This window comes from Actinospica acidithermotolerans (assembly GCF_018139625.1).
Lineage (GTDB): Bacteria > Actinomycetota > Actinomycetes > Streptomycetales > Catenulisporaceae > Actinospica > Actinospica acidithermotolerans.
Map to the genome: position 1 here is coordinate 1 of NZ_JAGSOH010000216.1, position 5,265 is coordinate 5,265.

General features: G+C 73.8%; 3 protein-coding genes. 1 reads left to right on the forward strand and 2 read right to left on the reverse strand.

Features of this window, described 5'->3' with window-relative positions; translation table 11 throughout:
* Positions 1 to 329 precede the first annotated feature (329 nt).
* On the forward strand, positions 330 to 1,082 hold the full coding sequence (locus tag KDK95_RS33840; RefSeq protein WP_212522448.1) for a GNAT family N-acetyltransferase: 753 nt from the start codon (positions 330 to 332) through the stop codon (positions 1,080 to 1,082).
* 146 nt (positions 1,083 to 1,228) lie between these two features.
* On the opposite strand, the gene fdhF is transcribed toward KDK95_RS33840, so the two are convergent.
* Together fdhF and KDK95_RS33850 are read right to left on the reverse strand one after the other, a co-directional pair.
* Positions 1,229 to 3,910 (reverse strand): formate dehydrogenase subunit alpha, encoded by a 2,682-nt coding sequence (fdhF, locus tag KDK95_RS33845; RefSeq protein ID WP_212522449.1) that lies wholly within the window; start codon positions 3,908 to 3,910, stop codon positions 1,229 to 1,231.
* On the reverse strand, positions 3,910 to 5,265 hold a 1,356-nt coding region (locus tag KDK95_RS33850; protein WP_212522450.1), incomplete at its 5' end, for an NADH-ubiquinone oxidoreductase-F iron-sulfur binding region domain-containing protein. The genes KDK95_RS33850 and fdhF, both read right to left, overlap by 1 nt.

Here is a 5,265-nt window from a genome sequence, read left to right on the forward strand (position 1 = left end):
GCCGGGGCGTGATGGGCATGCGAGGGCCTGGACGTGGGGCCGGGGGTAAGGGGCCAGGGCGCGAGCCGGTCCGGTGCGCGCCCTTCGGGCGCCCGAATGAGCCTTCGAATACGCCCGGCGCCGTGCAAAGGGCTTGCGCCGCGCCGTACCCGCTGGCAGGATCTTGCCGTTCGCCACCGACCAGGCCCTGACCTCAGGAGTTGAGCCTATGTCTGTCCGCGCCTTCACCCCGAAGAGCCGCCGACAGTCCTAGCAGCACCGCGGATGAGACGCACGACTTCGGCGGCATGTACGCCTTTCGCCACATGCCAATAGAAGGATTTTCCATCATGGACTTCGACGTCCAGCACCACGCCCGCACCCTCGCGCTGCGCGTTCCCGCGCACCTGCGGGTCGGGCCGTTCGTCTGCCGCTTCAACCCCAGCTGGTCCAGTCCGTTCGCGAACTACGCCATCCCCGACGACCACGCCGAGCCGACCCGGGACGACGTGAGCGCGCTGATCGCCGCGTTCCGGCAGCGCGAGCGCCGGCCGCGCCTCGAATACCTGCCCGCCTGCGCGCCCGATGTCGAGAAGGCGCTGCTCGCGGCCGGTTTCGAGGTCGAGGACCGGCCGCCGGTGATGGCCTGCCAGCCGCAGAACCTGGACATGCCGGAACCGTTGCCCGGTCTCGAGTTCCGCGAGCCGCGCAGCGACGACGACCTCGACGAGCTCGCGGCCATCCAGCACCGCGCCTTCGGGGAGCCGGGCGATCCGGAGCCGGGCATGGGCGCCGCCGCGCGCCGGGTCTACGAGAACGGCGGCATCCTCATGCTCGCCCTCTACCGCGGCGAACCGGCGGGCGGCGGCTCGTGCTCCGCGCCGGTGGACGGCATGACCGAGCTCGGCGGCGTCGCCGTGGCCGCACGGTTCCGCCGCCGCGGGATCGGCGCCGCGATCTCCGCGCAGCTCACGTCCGCGGCCCACCGGCGCGGCTACCGCCTCGTCTGGCTCGAACCCGCGGACGAGGCCGTGCAGCGGGTCTACGCCGGGATCGGCTTCCGGCCGGTCGGCGAGAAGCTGAACATCTCGCTGCCGGGGTAGCGGCCCGGCGGCCGCTCCCGACGACCGGTCCCACCTGCTCCCGACGGCCGCCCTCGACGGCCGCCCTCGACGGCCGGTCTCTTGGGAGTGGCCCTCTCCGCGCCGCCGCGGCCGCCGAACCGCCGCGTCGCCCTATCCGCACGGTCCTAACCGGGCGAGATCCGGACGGCGGTGACCTTGTACTCGGGACAGGAGGTGGCCGTGTCGGCGTGGTCGGAGGTGAGGGCGTTGACATTGCTGTCGGGGAAGTGGATGGCGCAGAACAGCTGTCCCGGCTCGGTCTGGGTGCCGATGCGGACGGTGAGCCTGGCCCGGCCTCGGCGGCTTTCGACGGTGACGGGCCGGCCGTCCGCCAGCCGGTGGCGGGCGGCGTCGTCGGGGTGGACGTCGAGGTGGTCCGTGGGGGCCAGGCGCAGGTCGTCGGTGCGCCGGGTCATGCTGCCCGAGTTGTAGTGCTCGAGCCTGCGCCCGGTGATCAGCAGGAGCGGATACTCGTCGTCGGGCTGCTCACCGGGTGGGAGGTACGGCGCGGCGGCGAGGTGGGCGCGGCCGTCCGGGGTGGCGAAGCGGTCCGTGTAGAGCTTGCCGCGGGCATCGCCGCCGGGCGGTGGACAGGGCCAGGGCAGCGCGCCTTCGCGATCCAGGCGTTCGTGGGAGAGCCCGGTGAAGTGCGGGCTCGTCCGGGCGCACTCGTCCAGGGCGGCAGCCGGGGTGGGACAGCCCAGGTCGGCGCCCAGGGCGGCGGCGAGCGCGTGCACGATCTCGAAGTCCGTCCGGGCCCGGCCCGGCGGCCGTGCCGCGGCTCGCACCCGCTGGAACCGGCGGTCGAAGTTGACGAACGTCCCGTCCTTCTCGAGCCAGGAGGCGGCCGGCAGGACGACGTCGGCGTGGCCGGTCGTCGCCGAGGGGAACAGCTCCTGGGCGATGACCAGCGGGCAGGCGTCGAGCGCCGCGGCGACCCGGTTGCTGTCCGGGTCCGTGCTGCACACGTCCTCTCCGATGATCCACAGGGCTCGGAGCCGGCCGGCGCGGGCGGCGTCGAACATCTGCGGGATCCGCAGCCCGGCGCGATCAGGGACGGGCACGCCCCAGACGCTCTCGGCCAGGGCGCGGGCCTCGGGCTCCGCGACCTTCCGGTATCCGGGAAGGCTGTCCGGCAGGGCGCCCATGTCCGAGGCGCCCTGCACGTTGTTCTGGCCGCGCAGCGGAAAGACCCCGAGCCCGCGCGACGTGCCGACCGCTCCGCGCAGGATGGCGAGGTTCGCCAGCGATCGCACGCCGTCTGTGCCGTGCAGGTGCTCGGTGACTCCGAGCCCGTAGAAGATCGCCGGGCACCGGGCGCGGCCGTAGCTTCGCGCGGCGGCGACGAGGTCGGCTTCCGGGACACCGGTGACCTCGGCCGCGACCGGCGGCGGGTACCGCTTGACGGTCTCGGTCAGTTCGGCGAGCCCGGCGGCCCGCTCGCGCAGGAACTCCTCGTCCACCAGTCCCTCGTCCAGCAGCACGTGCGCGATGCCGTGGCACAGCGCGACGTTGGTGCCCGGCCGCGGGCGCAGGTGGATGTCCGCGTATCCGGCCAAGCCGACCGCGCGCGGGTCGGCGACCACGAGCGTCGCTCCGTTCAGCGCGCGTTGGAGCAGCCGGGCTCCGACGACAGGATGCGCCTCGACCGGATTGGCGCCGACGACCAGCAGGCAGTCGGCCCGCTCGATGTCGTCGAACGAATCGGTGCCGCCCGCCAGCCCGAAGGAGGCGGTCAGCCCGGCGGCCGACGGGGCGTGGCAGAGCCTTGAGCAGTTGTCGATGTTGTTGGTGCCGATGACGGTGCGCATGAACTTCTGGATCAGGTAGTTCTCCTCGTTGGTGGCACGCGCGGAGCTGATCGCGGCGATCGAGTCCGGGCCGCCGGCGGCGATCGCGGCGTTCAGTCCGCGGGCGACGTGGTCGATCGCCTGTGCCCAGCTGACGGGTTCGAGTCGCCCGTCCCGGCGGAGCAGGGGCTCGGTGAGCCGGTCGTCGGCGCGCAGGTAGCCGTGGGCGAATCGGCCCTTGACGCAGGCAGCTCCGCGGTTGACCGGGCCGTCGCGGCCGGGCAGCACCGCGAGTACGCGGCCGTCTTCGGCGACGACGTCGAGCGAGCAGCCGACGGCGCAGTAGCCGCAGGTGGTTCGGGTTGTGACGGCGGCCTCGGGCAGAGCGCGGGATGCGCAGGCGCCCGGTGGCAGGCCGGGCTGGTGGATGGCCCCCGTCGGGCACGTGTCGACGCAGCCGCCGCAAGATACGCAGTCGGACTCGGCCCACGATCCGCCGCCGCCGGGCGCCACGACCGTCTCTGCGCCGCGTCCGACCAGGGTGAGTGCGAAGGCGCCCTGCGTATCCGCGCACATCCGCACGCAGCGCCCGCAGGCGATGCACAGGTCGCGATCCAGGTGGACGTACGGGTGGGACTCGTCGCGACCGCGCCCGCCGGCGCCCTTCGCCGTCTCGGGAGTGATGCCCATGGAGGCGCAGAGCTCGGCGAGCTCGCTACGGCCGCCCGCCAGCGCTCGGGCAGGCAGCGCCGAGACCAGCAGCCGGACCGCGTCCTCCCGCAGCGCATCGAGCTCCTCGCCCGCCGCCTCGACCGGAGTGTCCTCGCTCGCCGGCGTGACGCAGGCTGCTGCGACGTTTCCGCCGACGCGGACCAGGCAGGTCCGGCAGGAGCCGACAGGTCTGAGCCGATCGTCGTGACAGAGGGTCGGCAGCGTGAGCCCGGCCGCGCGTACAGCGTCGAGCACCGAGGCTCCCGGCGCCACCTCGCAGGCGTGCCCATCGACGACGACGCGCATCACACCTCCCAGTCGTCCAGCCGGTCGCCGCAGGCGCGGACCAGGCTGCGCACGGCGGCGGGGATGCCGCGGCCGAACGCGCACAGGCTCGCCTGCTCCAGCACACCCATCCAGCGGCGGTAATCCGGATCGGGCGGCCCTCCGGCAGCGGCGAGCTCAAGGCCGCGCCGCGACCCGACGCGGCACGGCGAGCACGCGCCACAGCTCTCCGCATCAGCGAACTGCCACAGGTAGCGAAGCACCTCGCGCGGTTCGACGCTCTCGTCGAACGCGACGAGACCGGCGTGCCCGAGCGCGGCCCCGGCCGCCGCCAGGTCGCGGTCGGTCAGGGGCACGTTCAGCCGGTCGGCCGGCAGGAATCCGCCCAACGGGCCGCCCACCTGCAACACCGTCAGCCCGGCGCCGCCGCGCAGCCCGCCGCCGAGTTCGCGCGCGATCCAGTCCAGCCCGGTGCCGAACTCCACCTCGTAACAGCCCGGCCGGGCGAAGCGCTCATTGAGGCACACCAGCTTCGTGCCGGTCTGCTCCGGCACGCCTCGCCGCGCATAGGCCTCGCCGCCGTGTTCGATGATCCACGGCACGGCGGCCAGCGTCTCGACGTTGTTGACGACGGTCGGGGCGTCCCACACCCCCTCCTGTGTGGGATACGGCGGGCGTGACCGGGCACAGCCCCGTCCGCCCTCGAGACCGGCGATCAGCGCCGTCTCCTCGCCCGCGACATAGGAGCCGGCGCCCGAGACCACCCGCAGATCGAGCGACACCGGGCCTCCGTGCACCCGGGCGCCGAGGTGACCGTCGCGGTACGCGCGCCGCAGTGCGCCCTCCAGCTGGTTCAGTGCCTTTGGATACTCCGAGCGGACGAGGACGATTCCCGAACTCGCCCCGCAGGCGAAGCACGCCAGCGCCAGGCCCTCGAGCACCCGGTCCGGATCCCGCTCCATGAGCAGCCGGTCGGCGAACGATCCCGGATCCCCCTCGTCGCCGTTCGCGACGACCAGCGGCGACGGGTGGCCGACGACCGCGGCCCACTTCGCCGCCACCGGGTACGCTGCCCCGCCGCGCCCGCGCAGGCCCGACCGATCCAGCTGGGTCCGGACGTGCTCGGGAGTGCACATCGCCGCCACCCCGGGCCACACCCGCCAGCCCGGCCCACCGGAAAGAATCCCGGACAGCAGCACGGGATCCCCGGTCGCGTCGGCGGCGGGAATGTCGGGATCCGTCCGCGTGCTGCGGCCGCCCAGCTGATCGACGAGATCGGCGCCGGCGCACGGTTCGTCGCCGTCGAGGGCGGCCGGGGCCGCATAGCAGTAGCCCAGGCAGCGCACCGCCTGCACCGACACCGCGCCCTCCCTGCC